This window comes from Nonomuraea sp. NPDC049400 (assembly GCF_044466425.1).
Taxonomy (GTDB): Bacteria; Actinomycetota; Actinomycetes; order Streptosporangiales; family Streptosporangiaceae; genus Nonomuraea.
The window spans coordinates 23,776-39,103 of the sequence record NZ_JBITMP010000067.1 but is presented as its reverse complement, the minus strand read 5'-3'; the positions used below and the strand labels follow the sequence as shown (position 1 = coordinate 39,103).

Annotated in this window: 15 protein-coding genes; 8 read left to right on the top strand and 7 right to left on the bottom strand. The window is 70.5% G+C overall.

Annotated features, from left to right (window positions below):
• Positions 1 to 2: 2 nt before the first annotated feature.
• Positions 3 to 1,064, top strand: a complete 1,062-nt coding sequence (locus tag ACIBVN_RS53430) for a glycosyltransferase family 4 protein (protein ID WP_397149386.1) — start codon at positions 3 to 5, stop codon at positions 1,062 to 1,064.
• On the opposite strand, the gene ACIBVN_RS53425 is transcribed toward ACIBVN_RS53430, so the two are convergent.
• Genes ACIBVN_RS53425 through ACIBVN_RS53415 form a run of 3 tightly spaced genes read right to left on the bottom strand, consistent with a single transcriptional unit; the run spans position 965 to position 4,082 of the window.
• On the bottom strand, positions 965 to 1,924 hold the full coding sequence (locus ACIBVN_RS53425) for a lysylphosphatidylglycerol synthase domain-containing protein (RefSeq protein ID WP_397149384.1): 960 nt from the start codon (positions 1,922 to 1,924) through the stop codon (positions 965 to 967). The two genes, ACIBVN_RS53430 and ACIBVN_RS53425, sit on opposite strands and share 100 nt — an antisense overlap.
• A gap of 9 nt (positions 1,925 to 1,933) precedes the next feature.
• On the bottom strand, positions 1,934 to 3,010 hold the full coding sequence (locus ACIBVN_RS53420; protein WP_397149382.1) for a hypothetical protein: 1,077 nt from the start codon (positions 3,008 to 3,010) through the stop codon (positions 1,934 to 1,936).
• 10 nt (positions 3,011 to 3,020) lie between these two features.
• A complete protein-coding gene (locus tag ACIBVN_RS53415) occupies positions 3,021 to 4,082 on the bottom strand; it encodes an SPFH domain-containing protein (protein ID WP_397149380.1) in 1,062 nt (353 codons plus the stop codon).
• A 72-nt stretch (positions 4,083 to 4,154) separates the two neighbouring features.
• On the opposite strand from ACIBVN_RS53415, the gene ACIBVN_RS53410 reads away from it, so the two are divergent.
• The 7 genes from ACIBVN_RS53410 (at position 4,155) to ACIBVN_RS53380 (ending at position 11,663) form a co-directional block, all read left to right on the top strand.
• Positions 4,155 to 4,982, top strand: a complete 828-nt coding sequence (locus tag ACIBVN_RS53410; protein ID WP_397149378.1) for a methyltransferase domain-containing protein — start codon at positions 4,155 to 4,157, stop codon at positions 4,980 to 4,982.
• Positions 4,979 to 5,896 carry a lysylphosphatidylglycerol synthase domain-containing protein gene (locus ACIBVN_RS53405; protein ID WP_397149376.1) on the top strand — a complete coding sequence of 306 codons (918 nt, stop codon included), beginning with the start codon at positions 4,979 to 4,981 and terminating at the stop codon, positions 5,894 to 5,896. Before ACIBVN_RS53410 ends, ACIBVN_RS53405 begins: the two co-directional genes overlap by 4 nt.
• 94 nt (positions 5,897 to 5,990) lie before the next feature.
• Positions 5,991 to 7,106 carry a glycosyltransferase family 4 protein gene (locus ACIBVN_RS53400; protein ID WP_397149374.1) on the top strand — a complete coding sequence of 372 codons (1,116 nt, stop codon included), beginning with the start codon at positions 5,991 to 5,993 and terminating at the stop codon, positions 7,104 to 7,106.
• A 20-nt stretch (positions 7,107 to 7,126) separates the two neighbouring features.
• Positions 7,127 to 8,218 carry a sugar phosphate nucleotidyltransferase gene (locus ACIBVN_RS53395; protein WP_397149372.1) on the top strand — a complete coding sequence of 364 codons (1,092 nt, stop codon included), beginning with the start codon at positions 7,127 to 7,129 and terminating at the stop codon, positions 8,216 to 8,218.
• Positions 8,219 to 8,450: 232 nt separating this feature from the next.
• On the top strand, positions 8,451 to 9,860 hold the full coding sequence (locus ACIBVN_RS53390) for an acyltransferase family protein (RefSeq protein ID WP_397149370.1): 1,410 nt from the start codon (positions 8,451 to 8,453) through the stop codon (positions 9,858 to 9,860).
• A gap of 56 nt (positions 9,861 to 9,916) precedes the next feature.
• Positions 9,917 to 10,879, top strand: a complete 963-nt coding sequence (locus ACIBVN_RS53385; RefSeq protein WP_397149368.1) for a glycosyltransferase — start codon at positions 9,917 to 9,919, stop codon at positions 10,877 to 10,879.
• A gap of 70 nt (positions 10,880 to 10,949) precedes the next feature.
• Positions 10,950 to 11,663 carry an acetoacetate decarboxylase family protein gene (locus ACIBVN_RS53380; protein ID WP_397149366.1) on the top strand — a complete coding sequence of 238 codons (714 nt, stop codon included), beginning with the start codon at positions 10,950 to 10,952 and terminating at the stop codon, positions 11,661 to 11,663.
• A gap of 1 nt (position 11,664) precedes the next feature.
• Here ACIBVN_RS53380 and ACIBVN_RS53375 read toward each other — a convergent pair whose 3' ends face one another.
• The 4 genes from ACIBVN_RS53375 to ACIBVN_RS53360 all read right to left on the bottom strand — a co-directional run bounded on the left by ACIBVN_RS53375 (position 11,665) and on the right by ACIBVN_RS53360 (position 15,283).
• On the bottom strand, positions 11,665 to 12,549 hold the full coding sequence (locus tag ACIBVN_RS53375; protein ID WP_397149364.1) for a glycosyltransferase family 2 protein: 885 nt from the start codon (positions 12,547 to 12,549) through the stop codon (positions 11,665 to 11,667).
• 185 nt (positions 12,550 to 12,734) lie between these two features.
• Positions 12,735 to 13,502, bottom strand: coding sequence for a CDP-alcohol phosphatidyltransferase family protein (locus tag ACIBVN_RS53370; protein WP_397149362.1), 768 nt, complete (start codon positions 13,500 to 13,502; stop codon positions 12,735 to 12,737).
• Positions 13,480 to 14,520, bottom strand: coding sequence for an iron-containing alcohol dehydrogenase family protein (locus ACIBVN_RS53365; protein WP_349447179.1), 1,041 nt, complete (start codon positions 14,518 to 14,520; stop codon positions 13,480 to 13,482). The genes ACIBVN_RS53370 and ACIBVN_RS53365 overlap by 23 nt, the downstream gene beginning before the upstream one ends.
• A 28-nt stretch (positions 14,521 to 14,548) precedes the next feature.
• The gene (locus ACIBVN_RS53360; protein ID WP_397149360.1) at positions 14,549 to 15,283 is read right to left on the bottom strand and encodes a sugar phosphate nucleotidyltransferase; all 735 of its coding nucleotides are present in this window, start codon (positions 15,281 to 15,283) and stop codon (positions 14,549 to 14,551) included.
• Between the last annotated feature and the right edge of the window lie 45 nt (positions 15,284 to 15,328).

Below are 15,328 nucleotides of genomic sequence, written 5' to 3'. Positions count from 1 at the left end.
GCGTGCGGATCGCGATCGTCGGCCCGAGCTATCCGTACAAGGGGGGCGGGGCTCAGCACACCACCGAGCTGGCGCACCGGCTCGCGGCCCAGGGGCATGACGTGGTGATCGAGTCGTGGCGGGCGCAGTATCCGTCGTTCCTCTACCCGGGGCAGCAGACAATCTCCGCGCCCGAGGGCACGCCCTTTCCGAGCACCGTGCGCAGGCTCGACTGGCGAAGGCCCGACGGGTGGGTTTCCGCGGGCAAGCGGCTGCGGTCGGCGGATCTCGTGGTGCTGGCCGTGCTGAGCCCGGTGCAGGTTCCCGCATATTTGGGGATTTTGTACGGGATAAGGCGAAAAGTCCGGACCATTGCCCTCTGTCACAATGTGCTGCCCCACGAGCGCAAGCCGTACGACGAGCCGCTCATGAAGGCGCTGCTCAAGCGGGTCGGCGGCGTCCTGACCCACTCCGAGCAGCAGGCCGGACTGGCCAGGGGGCTGACGGGCAAGCCGGTCAGCGTGGCGGCGCTGCCGCCGCACCTGCCCTCGACGAATGCCGAAAAATCCACTCAAGTCCATCGTCGGCTGCTGTTCTTCGGCATCGTGCGGCCGTACAAGGGGCTGGATCTGCTGCTCAAGGCGCTGCCCGAGGGGATCGGGCTGACGGTCGCGGGTGAGTTCTGGGGCGGGCTCGACGGGACGAAGGCGCTGATCGAGGAGCTGGGCATCGGCGACCGGGTCGAGCTGCGCCCCGGCTACGTGGCCGCCGCGGACGTGCCGAAGCTGTTCGCCCAGGCGGACGCGCTCGTGCTCCCCTACCGGAACGCCACCGCCAGCCAGAACGTCTGGCTCGGCCACGAGCACGGCGTGCCCGTGATCGCCACCCGCGTCGGCGCGCTCGCCGACCACGTCACCGACGGGGTGGACGGGCTGCTGGTCGAGCCGGGCGACGTGGGGGCGCTCCGCGCGGCGATCGAGCGGTTCTACGCCTCGGGCGAGCCGGAGAGGTTGCGGTCGGGCGTCAAGGCGGTCGATCCGGAGCCGTTCTGGTCGGCGTACACGGGGGCGCTGCTCGGCGCCTGACGGCCGAGCACGAACGAGACGCCCGCGGCGGTCGCGTCGGCCAGCGTGAACGCCAGCCGTGACACGATCGCCACCGCCAGCGCCGCGGGGGCGCCGATGACGGGGCCGAGCACGAGCACCAGCGCGCCCTCCCTGACCCCGACCCCCGCCGGGACCACGACGGTGAGGATGCCCGTCGCCCAGGCGAACGCGTAGGCGCCGGTCGCGACGAGGTAGAGGTCCCACCGTCCGGCGATCAGCCAGATGTGCAGGCCGTACACGAACCAGCCGAGCGCCGTCCACGCGGCGGCGACGTACACCGTGCGGCTGGACAGCACGCTCTCCAGCGGCTCCTTGCGCGCGATGCGCAGCGCCAGGTTGAGACCCCAGGTGAGCACTTTGGGGTGGAGGCACACGACGATCACCGGCACGAGCAGCACCAGGTACCACGCCCGGCGCACCGCCTCCAGCTGGCTCAGCGTGGCCGCCGCGATCATGATCGCGACCCCGAGGTTGATCACCAGCCCCAGCGAGATCGTCGCGAACGTGCGCCGGGGCGGGCTGCCGTGGTCGCGCCCGAGATCCATCATCGCCGCGTACGCCCAGACACCGCCGGGGATGTACTTCCCGAGCTGGCCCACGAACATGATCCGCCCGGCGATCCGCAGCGACACCTGTGTGCCGAGCCCCGCCAGGATCTCCCGCCAGGCCACCAGCATGAAGAACTGGCCGAGCAGCACCGCGGCGAACGCCCCCAGCACCGCCCACGGCGACATCGCGGCGACGGCGCCGATGGTCTCATCCCAGTTCTTCGCCAGCCCGTATCCCAGGAAACCGAGTGCGACGAGGGCGAGGGCGACGCGCAGCAGGCGACGGAGCATTCGCTCAGGCTACGTGCGGGCCGCCAGGTAAAGCCAGACGACAGCGCCGATCAGCACCGAAGCGGCGAGCACCGCGAGCGCGATCTTGACCGCGCTGTACGGCCGGTCGCCCTGGACCTCGCCGTTCGCGCCGTTGATCAGCACCTGGTACGTCTTGCCGCTGAACAGGTAGTTTCCGGCCCAGACCGGCAGCAGAACCAGCTTGAACATGACGTTCGAGTAGTGCGTGTCGACCGAGAAGACGCGCTGCACGTCGCCGCCGATGTCCCTGCGGCAGTCCTTTTCGATGACGTCGCGCATGATGACCTTGGCCTGCTCCAGGCCGACCGGCGGCTCGGTGTCGTAGCGCAGGCTGTGGTGCCCGGCCACGTAGTGCGGGTGGAACGGCACCGCCTGCTTCAGCGGCCAGGGCTGGAGCTCGTTCAGGTCCTCCACGTCCACCTGGGTAGTGGCGGGGACCAGGACGTCGTCGAAGTCACGCGCCACGCGACCGCCGGCCGGGTACCAGCGGGTCCGCCGCTCCCTCCGGGTGCGCCTCTGGCCCTTGCTGTCGGTGTAGGAGGTGGTGATCCAGTAGTGCTCGCCGCGCTGGCCGACGTAGTCGGAGACGGTGCCCGTGTCGAACGTCCAGTGCGGCAGGTACGTGCTCTTCATCGACTCCGCCTCGGTGACCTTCTTGAGGCGGTTGGGGGCGAACCAGCGGCTGCGCACCCAGGTGCGGAGCGCGCTCCTCGCGCCGTCGCGGTCGAGCGCGAAGGGGAGCACGGCCTCGGGGGCGATCTGGCTGTCGTTCGCGGTGTCGGCGACCAGGACCGTGCCGCAGAACTGGCACGTCCGGGAGATCGCGTCGCTCTCCGTGCGGGCGGCGCAGCCGGGGCAGGTGAACTGGTTCGGGGCGAGGGTCTGTATGCGGGGCTTGGCCAGGAACGCCTCGTAGGAGAGCTCGCGTACCTGGCGGGTGGGCGCGGCGATCTGCTGCTCGAGGCCGCAGTACGGGCAGCGCAGGGCGGTGGTGCCGGGGGCGAAGGCCACGCTCGCGCCGCAGCCCGCGCACGGATGGGCGGGGGTCCGGGTGGGGGAGGTCACGTGAGGTCCTTCAGGCGGGCGGGAAGGGGGGTGGCGTGTCGCGCAGGAGTGCCTGCAGCTCGGGGACGTCGCGGGCGGGCGCCCACTGCGGCATCCCGGACTTCCACACCAGCGCGTCCTGGGTGAGCCCGGCGGCCGGCAGCTCCGCCTCGTCGAACGGGCCGCGCCGCTCGCCGTCGACGCCGAGGTACCACCGCTCTGGCTGCGGCAGCGGCGGCGGCCCGCTCTGGTCCTGGCTCAGGGCGGCGGCCATCTGCTGACCCGCCGCGATGCCCATGCCCAGGCCCATGCCCTCGGCCGCCCCGCCCGCGTTCTCCAGGGCCTCGGCTGCCTGGAACCGCGCGTACTCCCCGAGATCCCCGACGACGCCCATCTGCGAGCGCTTGTCCACCGCCTGCTCCACCTCGGGCGGCAGTGAGATGTTCTCGATGGTGAAGTTCGGGATCGCGATGCCCACCGCCGCGAGGTCGGCCGTCAGCGCCTCGGCCAGCCGCCGCCCCATCTCGTGCTGGTTGGCGGCCAGGTCGAGCACCGGCACCCCGGCCGTCCCGAGCGCGTGGGCGAGCCGGCCCACGACCATCTGCCGCAGGTAGCCCTCCACCTCCTCGGTGCGGAACTGCGGGTCCGTGCCGGCCAGCTCCCGCAGCAGGGCGCGGGCGTCGGTCACCCTGGCCGCGTACGCGCCGAACGCCCGCAGCCGCACCGGCCCGAACTCGGGGTCGCGCACCATGACCGGGTTCTGCGTGCCCCACTTGAAGTCGGCGAACTGGCGGCTGCTGACGAAGTACACCTCCGCCTTGAACGGCGACTCGAACCCGTACTTCCAGCCCTTCAGCGTGGACAGGATCGGCAGATTTTCGGTCTCCAGCGTGTACGTCCCCGGCCCGAACGCGTCGGCGATCTGCCCCTCGTTGACGAAGACCGCGACCTGCGACTCGCGGACGATCAGCCGGGCGCCCATCTTGATCTCGTTGTCGTGGCGGGGGAAGCGCCAGACGAGGGTGTCGCGGCTGTCATCCAGCCATTCGACGATGTCGATGAACTCCCCACGGATCTTGTCGAAAATAGTCAATTGGCCCCCGTCCGGGTGGGTTCTGCCAGGTCGGCCACCGTACCAAAGGCCCTTTGGGTACTGTGGGTCCTCGTGGGTAAGCAACGGGTCGCGCAGCTCGAATACTCGGAGTTCCAGTCCGCCATGCTCGACGAGGGCAAGCGGAGACGGAAGGCTGCGAAGATCATCGCGGTGCTCGAGCACTTCCGCGGGCCGCTCGGCGGGCTGACGGTGGGCGACGTGGGCTGCTCCGCGGGTTTCATCGCCGACGAGCTCGCGCAGGCCGGGGCCAAGCACACGCTGGGCATCGACATCGACGTGCCGGGGCTGCGCAAGGCCGCCGACCGGTTCGGCGAGCGGGTGGCGTTCGTCTGCGGCGACGGCACGGCGCTGCCGTTCCCCGACGGGTCGATCGACGTGCTGGTGTTCAACCACATCTACGAGCACGTGGTCGACCCCGACGCGGTGGTGGCCGAGATGCACCGCGTGCTGTCCGACGACGGGGTGCTCTACCTGGGGCTCGGCAACCGGCTCGGCGTCATGGAGCCCCACTACAAGCTGCCGTTCCTGTCCTACCTGCCGCCCGCGCTGGCCGACCGCTACGTGCGGGCGTCCGGGCGGGCCGACCACTACTACGAGCGGTTCAGGACGCGGCGCGGGCTGCGCAAGATGCTGAGGGCCTTCCACGTGTGGGACTACACGTTCCCCGTGCTCGCCACGCCCGGCCGGTTCGCGGGGGGCGAGCTGTTCCCCGGCGCGCTGGGGCGGATCGCGCAGGGCGTGCTGGCCCGCACTCCTCGCGAGGTGCTCCGGCTGCTGCTGCCGCTCGTGCCGACGTACCTGTGGGTGGCCACCAAGACCCCGCGGCGGCCCGCGGGCGCGGCGTTGCCGCAGCCGCCCGAGCGGGTCCGCCCGATATGAGTCAGGGCACTGTGGAGCAGCGTGACAGCACGGAGGCGCCGCCGTCGCGGCCGCTCCTCCGCAGAGTGGTCCGGTACGCGTTCCTCGCGGTCGCGCTGGGCTTCGGCGGCTACGCCGTGGCGAAGCAGTGGGACGCCGTGGTGGCCGGGTTCGCCCGGTTGTCGCCGGTCGCGCTGGCCGGGTCGCTGGCCGCGGTGGTCGCCGCGCTGCTCGGGGCCATGTTCACCTGGCGCACTCTCCTGGCCGACCTCGGCTCCCCGCTGCCGCTGAGGCCCGCCGCCAAGGTCTTCTTCGTGGGCCAGCTCGGGAAGTACATCCCCGGCGCCGTCTGGCCGGTGATCGCCCAGATGGAGATGGGCCGCGACCTCGGCGTGCCGCGCTCGCGCAGCGCGGCGGCGTTCTTCCTGATGATGCCCATCCAGCTCGCCACCGGCCTGCTGGTCACGCTGGTCACGCTCGGCTGGGACAAGTACGGCTGGCTGCTGCTGTTCATCCCGTTGCTCCTGGTCCTGCTCGAGCCCAAGGTCATCAACGGCCTGATCGGGTACGCCCTGCGCAGGCTCAAGCGGGAGCCCCTCGAACGCCCGCTCACCAGGCGCGGCATGCTCACCGCGCTCGGCTGGGCGCTGGCCGGCTGGCTCTCCTACGGCGTGCACCTCTACTTCGTCGCCCCCCAGGGCGGCCTGCTCTTCGCCGTCGGCGCCTTCGCGCTGTCGTGGTGCCTGGGCATCCTGACCTTCGTCGTCCCGGCGGGCGCCGGGGTGCGGGAGGTCGCGATGGTCGCCGTACTTGCGCCCCAATTGGACAGCGGTGCCGCTATTGCGGTGGCGCTTTCGTCCCGCATTGTCATTGTTGTGGGGGATCTGATCTGCGCCGGCTTGGCGGGAATCGCGGCGCGGCGCGACTCGGTGTGATTTGGCCCACGATTTAGGGGAGGCTGGTCATAAGCTGAACTTGAGAGGGGGACGACCAGTCCCACGTGGATCTTGAGGGGAGAAGATCTTCGTAATGCCTCGAGTGCTCGTCGACGCGGCGGCGGTCCCCGCGGACCGTGGCGCGTTGATCAGATATGTGGACGGGCTCGTGGCCGCGCTCCACCGGGCCGGCGCAGACCTCGCAGTGGTCTGCCAGCGCTCCGAAGCTGAACGGTACCGGCGCCTCGCGCCCTCGGCCCTGGTCATTCCTGGACCCGTCGCGATCTCTAACAGGGCCGCCAGGCTCGCCTGGGAGCAGACCGGACTGCCGCTGCTCGCCCGCCAGGCGGGGGCGGACGTGATCCACGCTCCTTACTACTCCATCCCGCTCCGCTCGGGCCTGCCGACCGTGGTGACGATCCACGACGCCACCTGGTTCACCGAGCCCGACCAGCACGGCTCGCGGTCCTCGTTCTTCCGCTCCGCCACGCGCATGGCAGTGCGCCACGCCCAGCGGGTGATCGTGCCGTCGAAGGCGACCAGGGACGAGCTCGTCCGCGTGCTCTCCGCCGATCCCACCCGCATCGACGTCGCCTACCACGGGGTCGATCTGGCGCAGTTCCACCCGCCGAGCGAGGAGGAGATCCGCCGGGTCGCCTTGAGGTGCGGGCTGCACGGCCAGCCTTATGTGGCGTTCCTGGGCGCCCTCGACCCCCGCAAGAACGTTCCCAACCTCATCCGCGGCTTCGCCACCGCCGTGAAGCAGCTGCCCGAGCCGCCCGCGCTGGTGATCGGCGGCGGCGTGCACGAGGACGACGTCGACGCCGCCTGCCGCGAGGTGGAGGCCACGGTCAGGGTCATCCGGCCCGGCTACCTGCGCGCGCCCGACCTGCCCGGGTTCCTGGGCGGAGCGCTCGTGGTCGCCTTCCCCTCACGCGGGGAGGGGTTCGGGCTGCCGGTGCTGGAGGCCATGGCCTGCGGCGCCCCCGTCCTGACGACACACCGCACCTCGTTGCCCGAGGTCGGCGGCGACGCGGTGGCCTACACCGAGCCCGACGCCGACAGCATCGCCTCGGCGCTGGGGGACCTGCTCGGCTCCTCCGCCCGCAGGCGGCAACTGCGGGAGGCGGGGCTGGCAAGAGCACGCGAATTCACCTGGGACGCCTCGGCAGAGGCACATCTCAGCTCCTATCAACGCGCGATCGAATAGTTCGGTAACCTCACGGAGTGATGGAGAGCTCGTTGCCAGACCTCGAGGCGATTCTCCTGGTCGGGGGGCAGGGCACCCGCCTGCGTCCGCTGACACTGGGCACGCCGAAGCCGCTGCTGCCGACCGCCGGGGTTCCGTTCCTGGCACACCAACTCGCCCGCGCGCGCGCTTTCGGCGTGCGCCGGATCGTGTTCGCGACCTCGTACAAGGCCTCGATGTTCGAGCCCGCCTTCGGCGACGGGTCGGCGTTCGGGCTCTCGCTGGAATACATCACGGAGGAGACGCCGCTGGGCACCGGCGGCGCCATCCGCAACGCGGCCGAGGCGCTCACGTCCGGGCCCGACGACCCGGTGCTCATCCTGAACGGCGACATCCTCTCCGGTCATGACATCGGCGAGCAGGTGCGCACTCACCTCGCACGGCAGGCCGCTGTAACGCTCCATTTGACAGAAGTGGACGATCCCTCGCGATTCGGGTGCGTGCCCACCGACGAGACGGGGCGGGTGACCGCGTTCCTGGAGAAGACGCCCAACCCGGTGACGAATCGGATCAACGCCGGCTGCTACGTCTTCAGCCGGTCGGTGATCGACTCGATCCCCCGGGACGAGGTCGTGTCGGTGGAGCGGGAGACGTTCCCCGGGCTGATCGAGTCGGGCGAGCTGGTGCTGGGCTTCGCGGACCGCACGTACTGGCTCGACGTCGGCACTCCGGCGGCGTTCGTGCAGGGGTCGCGCGACCTGGTGCTGGGGCGCGTGTCGTCGCCCGCGCTGCCCGGGCCGACGGGCGAATACCTGGCGCTGGAGGGCGCTCGGGTCTCGCCGGAGGCCAAGGTGCAGGGCGGCACCGCGGTCGGCGCGCGAGTCGTCATCGAGGCGGGGGCCACGGTGGTGGGCTCGGTGCTGACCGACGACTGCGTCATCGAGGCGGGCGCCTGCGTGACGGACTCCGTGGTGGGCAGAGGGGCGCGGGTCTGCGCGGGCACGGTGGTGAGCGACGCGGTGATCGGCGACGGCGCCATCGTGGGGCCGGGCAACGAGCTGCAGAACGGCGTGCGCATCTGGCCGGGCGTCGAGCTGCCCGAACGCGCGATGCGTTACTCGAGCGACGTCTGACGCCCCGACCCGCCCTGAGCGGCGAGGTGCGGAAACCCGAACAGGCAATCCCAAGACGCTCCAAGTTCCCTGTGGAATCGCTCCTTCTCCGCCCGCGCGAGGGACAGGAGCCGTGCGGGCGGGATAGTCTGTTGCGGGTCGGCGACGCAGCGCGACACGGAGCCGAGAGGCCATCCGTTGATCGTGCTGTCGTCGTGTTCCCCGGCCCCGAGCGAAGCTGAGCGACTCCCCTGTGTCTGACACCAGATTCTCCCCACCGGTCACGACTCCGCGGAGCCCCGAGGAGGAGGCCGGCGGCCCCGCCCAGACGGGAGCCCGCTGGCCGCTGCCGGAGGAGGCGTTCTGGAGCGAGGCGGCCGATCCCCACGGGATCGCGCCAGGTGAGCTCACCGAGCCTCAGCCCGTGGTGAAGGTCGACGAGCCGCGGCAGGCGGCGCACGAGCGCCCTGAGCCGCAGCTGCGGACGGCGACGCAGGACCGGCCCCAGCAGCAGCCGGTCGAGCGCCCTCGGCAGCAGCAGAAGACGGTCGAGCGTCCCCGGCAGCAGCCGCAGGAGGCGGTCGAGCGCTCCCGGCGGCAGCCGCGGACGACGGTGGGCGACACGCCTAAGCAGCAGCCGCAGCCGCAGCTGGAGCCCCAGCAGCCCAAGCGCAGGCGCGACCCGTTCCTCGACAACGTCAAGTTCGTGCTGATCGCGCTGGTGGTCATCGGCCACTCGCTGGTGCCGACGCTCTCCGCCGACTCCGCCAGGGCCCTCTACATCTTCATCTACACGTTCCACATGCCGCTGTTCGTGCTGATCAGCGGCTACCTGTCGCGAAACTTCTGGAACTCCAACGCGAAGACCAACAAGCTGGTCGACACGTTCCTCGTTCCCTACGTGATCGTCGAGGTCGGCTACGCCCTGCTCCGCGTCTCCGTGGGCCAGAAGTGGAGCCTGACGATCATCGACCCGGCGTGGCTCAACTGGTACCTGCTGGCGCTGCTGTTCTGGCGCCTGTCCACGCCGGTGTGGAAGCGGATGAAATATCCCGTGCCGGTCGCGATCGCGATCTACCTCTTCGCGGGGTTCTCGCAGATCGAGGGCGACTTCAGCATGGACCGCTTCTTCGGCCTCATGCCGTTCTTCGTGATCGGCCTGGTGATGCAGCCCGAGCACTTCGAGATGCTCAACCGGCGCTGGCTCAAGGTCGTGTCGGTCTTCACGATGCTCGGCGCGGCGGCGGTGGCGATCTACGTCGCGCCGAAGGCGCCGCTCGACCCGTTCTACTTCAAGGCCAGCTTCCAGGACCTCGACCTGTCCTGGTACATGGGCCTCGGCCTGCGCGCCGGGCTGCTGGTGTGCGCGCTGGCCATGTGCTTCGCCGTCCTGGCGCTGGTGCCCAGGGGGGAGACGTGGTTCTCCGACCTCGGCACCCGCACGCTCTACTGCTACCTGCTCCACGGCATCCCCGTGCTGGTCGCCAAGGAGATGGGCTGGCTCGAGCTGCCGTGGCTGTTCGGGCCGCTCGGCGTGCTGGCGATCGCCTCCAGCGCCTTCGCGCTGGCCATCGTGCTGTGCCTGCCGGAGACCCGTACGATCTTCAAGTGGGTGCTTGAGCCCCGCCTGACCTGGCTCTATCGCCGCCCCTCACGAAGTTAAGCGACCGTTTCACCTGCATTTACGCCTTTGACCTGGTAAGCGCGGAGCATCGACACATGCGCGCATGTGTCGCCACGACCGTCCATCATCCCGAGGACGCCCGGATCATGCACCGGCAGATCAGGGCGCTGCTCGACGCGGGCCACGAGGTCACCTACGTCGCGCCGTTCACGTACTTCAACGTGACCCCCGCCATGGGGCTCACCGCGATCGACGTGGCGCGGCACGCCTCGTACGGCAGGGCGCGCGCGGCGCTCAGACGCGGCGTGAAGGACGCGGACCTGCTGATCGTCCACGAGCAACGGCTGCTGCACGCGCTGCCCTACAGACGCCCGCCGGTGGTCTGGGACGTACGCGAGCAGATCACTCCCAAGCAGTTCGCCCGGGCCGGGAGACGGCACCAGGTGATCACTCCCGTGGAGGTGCCCGAGGCGACCCTGGTGTCCTCCAGCCCGCCTCCTCCCGGCGACACCAGGGTCGTGCACATCGGCCGCCTCTCGGCCGAGCGCGGCGTGTCGGAGCTGATCGGGCTCGCCGAGCGGCTGATCCCGCACGGCATCAGGCTCGACCTCATCGGCGCCGCCGCCCACGACGTCCGGCCACTCCTGCGTGACGCGCAGCGGGTGGGGCTGCTCGACTGGTTCGGGTACGTGCCCAACCGGCACGCGCTGCGGATGGCCGAGGGGGCGCTGGCCGGTCTGTCGCTGGCCGACGACACGGTGCGGACGTTGCCCACCAAGATCATGGACTACATGGGACGCGGGCTGCCGGTGATCACGACGCCCCAGGGGGCCGCGCTGGTCGAGGCCACCGGGTGCGGGCTCGTGGTGCCGCGGGACGTGGATGCCGTGCTGAACGCCGTACTGGACCTGAAGGACGACTCGGCACGGCGGGTCCGGCTGGGCGCGCTCGGCCACGTGGAGGCCCGTCTGCGCCACCACTGGCCGGACCACGCGGCCGCCTTCGTACGCCGCGCCGAATCCTGGGCCGGCCTCCCCGCCCACGCCCTGGCGGTCTGACCACCGCCCCACGGAAGGACATCGGGGGCGTGAATGGCGACAGGACCGACGGGTTGATGTACTGGGAAGCATGGCAACGCATCTCATCCAGGGCCGCACGGTGGCCATGCCGGTGCGGGTGCGGGACGCTGAGGTCTGCAGCGCCTCCTACGCGGTACGCGCCGACGCCGCCAGGGCGGTGATCGCATATTCCGGACTCGACGTGGCCGAGGTCATGCCCGGCAAGGCCGTCTGCGTGCTGCTGTTCGTGGACTACCGCGACGGAGACCTCGACCCCTACCACGAGTTCGGCATGGCGTTCCTGGTGCGCCCTCCAGGCGTTTCAGGGACCCGCGGGCTGCGGGACCTGCGGCATGCCGGGGTGTTCGTGCACTGGCTGCCCGTGGACCAGCCGTTCACGCTGGAGGCCGGGCGGACGCTGTGGGGGTTCCCGAAGGAGCTGGCGGACATCGAGCTGCGGCTCGGCTCGGCGTACAAACGGTGCACCCTGCGCAGGGACGGCAGGCTGGTGCTGGACCTGCTGATCAAGCCGGGCATGCCCGCGCCGGGCGCCACGGTCATGGCGCCGCTGGACGCCTACACGCACCGCGACGGGATCACGCGGCGCATCCCCTGGTCCGTACGTGCCCGCGGCGCCAGGATCCGCCCCAGCGGCGCGCTGATCCGCCTGGGCAACCATCCCATCGCCAAGGAGCTGAGCGAGCTGGGGCTGCCCAAGCGGGCGATGTTCACCAGCACGATCGCGCGGGCCGCGATGTCCTTCGGGGAAGCCGTGGAAGTCTGAGTCAGACGATCGGCGGGCGGCCGAGCTTGACCATGCGCCAGGCGGTGCGCCAGGCCATGGGCCGCCGCTCCCCCGCCGGAGTGCGCAGCCCCTCGAAGAACCCGGCGAACCACGCCTTGAGCGCCTCGCCCGAGCCGCGCTCGCGCAGGAGGGTGAGCACGACCCAGTTGGTCAGGTAGAGGAACGCCAGCGGCCACGGCAGGTTGCGCCGCGCCAGCCAGACCCGGTTGCGCGCGTTGAGCCGGTAGAACTGGGCGTGCCGCGTCGGCGGGACCTGCGGGTGGTACATCACCGTCTCGGCGTCGTACTCGATGCGGTAGCCCTCGCCCAGCAGCCGCCAGGCCAGGTCGGTCTCCTCGTGGGCGTAGAAGAACCGCTCGGGCAGTCCGCCCACCTGGAGGAACGCCGAGCGCCTGATGGCCGAGGCGCCCCCGAGGAACGTCGTGACCGGCGAGGAGCGCTGCGGGTCGCCCGCCCGCAGGCGCGGGACGTGGCGCCGCTGGCCGATGCCGCCGTCGGGGTCCATCACCCGGAAGGAGATCACGGCGAGGTCCGGCTCGGTGGCGAAGCGGTCGCGAACGTGCGCGACGACCTTCTGGCTGGCATACCAGCCGTCGTCGTCGAGGAACAGCACGACGTCTCCGGAGCACTCCTCCACACCCCGGTTACGGCCTGCGGGAATGCCCGTGTTCCGGTCGAGCCGGATCGCTTTCACGACCGCGGCCGACCCCTCGGGTGGCGTCGCCGACAGTTCGGGCACGTCGGCGCCGTTGCCCACGATCACCACCTCGACGTCGCCGTCGATCTGGTTGAGCGCGGACTCGACTGCCCGGTTCAGCTCCGCGACCCGGTTGCCCATGGTGAGGATGACGCACGAGATCTTCAACGAATCACTGTCCTGACGCGCTGAGAACACGGGCGGAGCATTCTTTCATGATCACCGAGTCTGCTGGTCTGCATGTAATGGAAAGGCTGGAGCTAAGCGTATCGGAACCGGCAGTGAACCCCCACCGAACGGCGGACGTCCGATCAATACGACGGACGGGGACCTCTTCCGGTTCCGACATGAGATCACGCCAGCCGCTTCGAGGCGAGGATGCTTACCAAATGCAGGACAACCTGTAGGCATGCCGCGACGAAACAGGCGACGACCAGCACCCGCGTCGCCGTCAGGCCGTCGGTGAACGGGTCGATGACCGCGGCGGCCAGCGCGAGCAAAGACAGCTCGATCGGCTGCACGATCCGGTGGAACTTCGTCGCGGACAACACCCGCCTGCCCAGCCCCAGCAGCCCGGAGCGGAACTGCCCCACGGACGCCTCGGTCGCGGCCGACAGACCGCCCTTGGCCCGCGCCACCTCCACCAGGTCGGTCTCGGCCTTGATGAGGATCGCGCCGAGCGCGCCGGCGAAGCCCAGCACGGTGTACCAGTCGGGCAGGACGGCCGACGCCCGCCAGCCCAGGCCGACGAGCACCGCGGCCTCGGCGAAGTAGGCGCCGACGCGGTCGAGGTAGACGCCCACCAGCGAGGTCCGCCCCGTCCAGCGGGCCAGCTCGCCGTCGGAGCAGTCGAGCAGCAGGTAGATCTGGATCAGCAGGGCGGCGGCCACGGCGGCCCACAGCCCCGGCAGGGCGAGCACGACCCCGCCCGCGATCCCGGCCACCGTCATCACCCAGGTGAGCTGGTTGGGGGTGACGGACGTCTTGGTCATGAGCCAGGTGACGTAGATGGACAGCTGGCGCATGTAGAGCACGCCCGCCCAGTGCTCGCCGTTCCTGCGCTCGAGGTGGCCGGCGGGCTGGGCGACCCGCCGCAGCTCAGCTACCGAAGGCCCGGACATAGTCCCCCACCCGATCGTGGATCTCGGAGTCCTGCATGCGCAGGTGCTCCAGGATCGTGTAGCGGCCGGGACGGGTGCTCGGCGCCAGCGCGACCGCCTCGGCGAACTGCTCGCCGCTCAGCCCGATGTCGGCGGGCACGACGGGCAGCTCGTGCCGGCGCAGGCAGTCGACGACCTGCGCGACCCGGGCCTCGTCCTCCCTCAGGAAGAAGCAGAAGGCGGCACCGATCCCGGCGAGCTCGCCGTGGTTGGAGGTGCCGGGGAAAAGCTGATCCACGGCATGAAGGATCTCATGATCTCCACCGCTCGCGGGCCGGGAGGAGCCCGCGATCACCATGGACATGCCGGACAGGATCAGGGATTCGGCCAGCACGGTCAGGAACGCGTCGGACTCGATGGAGTCGCTGCGGCCGATGAGCGCCTCGGCGGCGGTGCGGGCCATCGAGCAGGCCAGCCCGTCGATGGGCTCGCCGCGCTCGATGTTGCCGAGCTGCCAGTCCTCGATGGCCGACAGGTTGCTCACCACGTCGCCCACGCCCGCTCTGACCAGTGACTGCGGCGCGTTGTGCACGAAGTCGAGGTCGACCAGGATCGCCAGCGGCATCGGCACCCCGAACGTGCCCTTGCCCCCCTCGTAGATCAGGGAGGCCGTGGGAGAGCAGATGCCGTCGTGGGAGAGGTTGGTGGCCACCGCGACCATCGGGATGCCGGCCAGAGAGGCGGCGTATTTGGTGGCGTCGATCGTCTTGCCGCCCCCGACGCCGATCACCACCTCGTAGGCGCCCTTGCGCAGGTCGGCGCCGAGCGAGACGGCCGCGTCGACCGAGCCGTCGGCCACCCTGAACACCTCGGCCTCGTCCAGCTGGGGCGCGATCAGGCTCTCGATGTGGTCGCCCTGCCCGGGGCCGACGGCCACGGCGACCCGGCCCGAGGTCGCCACGCGGCTGTCGGCCAGCAGGGCGCCGAGCTCCGCCACCGCGCCCCGCCTGACCTGCATGGTCAGCGGTGCCGGCAGCATCCTCGCTAGAAGCGGCATCCGCGCCCCCTCAGTAGCGAACGGCTATGGTGCGAGCCTTGGCCAGGTCGTCGTGGTTGTCCACCTCGACCCAGTCGACCTCGCCGATGGGCGCGGTGTGGATCACTTCGCCGCGCTCGACCATCTCCTGGTAGCCGTCCTCGTAGTAGAGCTGGGGGTCGCGCTCGAAGGTGGCCTGCAGCGCGTCGGCCAGCCGCTCGGCCGCGCCGGGCCTGATGAGGGTGGCGCCGATGTACTCGCCGTACGCCTCGGCCGGGTCCATCAGCTTGGTGATGCGCCGCAGCGCGCCCTCGGGCGAGAGCGTGACCTTCATCTCCTCGTCGGCCAGCTTCTTCACGTTGTCGACGGCCAGCAGGATGTCGCTCGTCTCGGGAGCGGACAGCAGCGTCTTCTCGACCGAGACCGGGTGCACGGTGTCACCGTTGACCAGTAGCGCGCCCTGGGAGAAGTAGTCGCGGGCGCACCACAGGGAGTAGGCGTTGTTCCACTCCTCGGCCTTGTCGTTGTGGACGAGGGTGAGCTTGACGCCGTGCCGCCGCTCGAGGGCCTCCTTGCGCTCGTGGACGGCCTGCGCCGCGTAACCGACGACGACCACGACCTCCCGCAGGTCCACCTCGGCGAGGTTGCGCAGCGAGATGTCCATGATCGTGGTTTCGCCGTCGACCGGCACGAGCGCCTTGGGCAGCGTGTCGGTGTACGGCCGCAGGCGTCGTCCGGCTCCAGCGGCCAGAACCATTCCCAGCAACGTGCACTCCTAGGTCGAGCATGACTTCGTGGGTCCAAAGAGTAT